General features: G+C 30.0%; 1 protein-coding gene. It reads right to left on the bottom strand.

Annotation, left to right across the window (positions count from 1 at the left end):
- Positions 1-235, bottom strand: a 235-nt coding sequence (locus tag PL77_RS32360) for a hypothetical protein (RefSeq protein ID WP_156152622.1), incomplete at its 3' end; no start/stop codon positions are given.
- Positions 236-423 lie beyond the last annotated feature (188 nt).

The following is a 423-nucleotide window of genomic DNA, read 5'->3' as shown; positions in this document are numbered from 1 at the left end:
GATTGTCATCAGATACGGGATAACGATTAGAATTTTGAGCTTCATTACCATTCTCATCATACACTCTAGGTGGATAATGAGAGCCTATATTAGCATAGTTAGTGTAATATTTACATAGAAAATCCGCATGGATAATATCCATGTTTTTCTCATTTATCAACCTCCACTTCAATTCTGAAATATTTATATTAATCTCATTGAGATGATCAAATGCATCGATACTTATTGTAATCATATTTTGGATTTCTAATAAATGAGTGTATAAAGATTGAAAATCAAGCATTATATTATTTCTAAGACTTAGTGATGCAGTTGAAGCCAATAATATATTCGATAGATACGGTTGTGTAATAAACATTGAAGACAAATCAACTATTGAAATTGCTTCTACATTACTATGATACAACTCCACAATATCCCCCT

Source organism: Flammeovirga sp. OC4 (assembly GCF_000812565.1).
GTDB lineage: Bacteria > Bacteroidota > Bacteroidia > Cytophagales > Flammeovirgaceae > Flammeovirga.
This window is presented reverse-complemented; position numbering and strand designations above follow the sequence as displayed.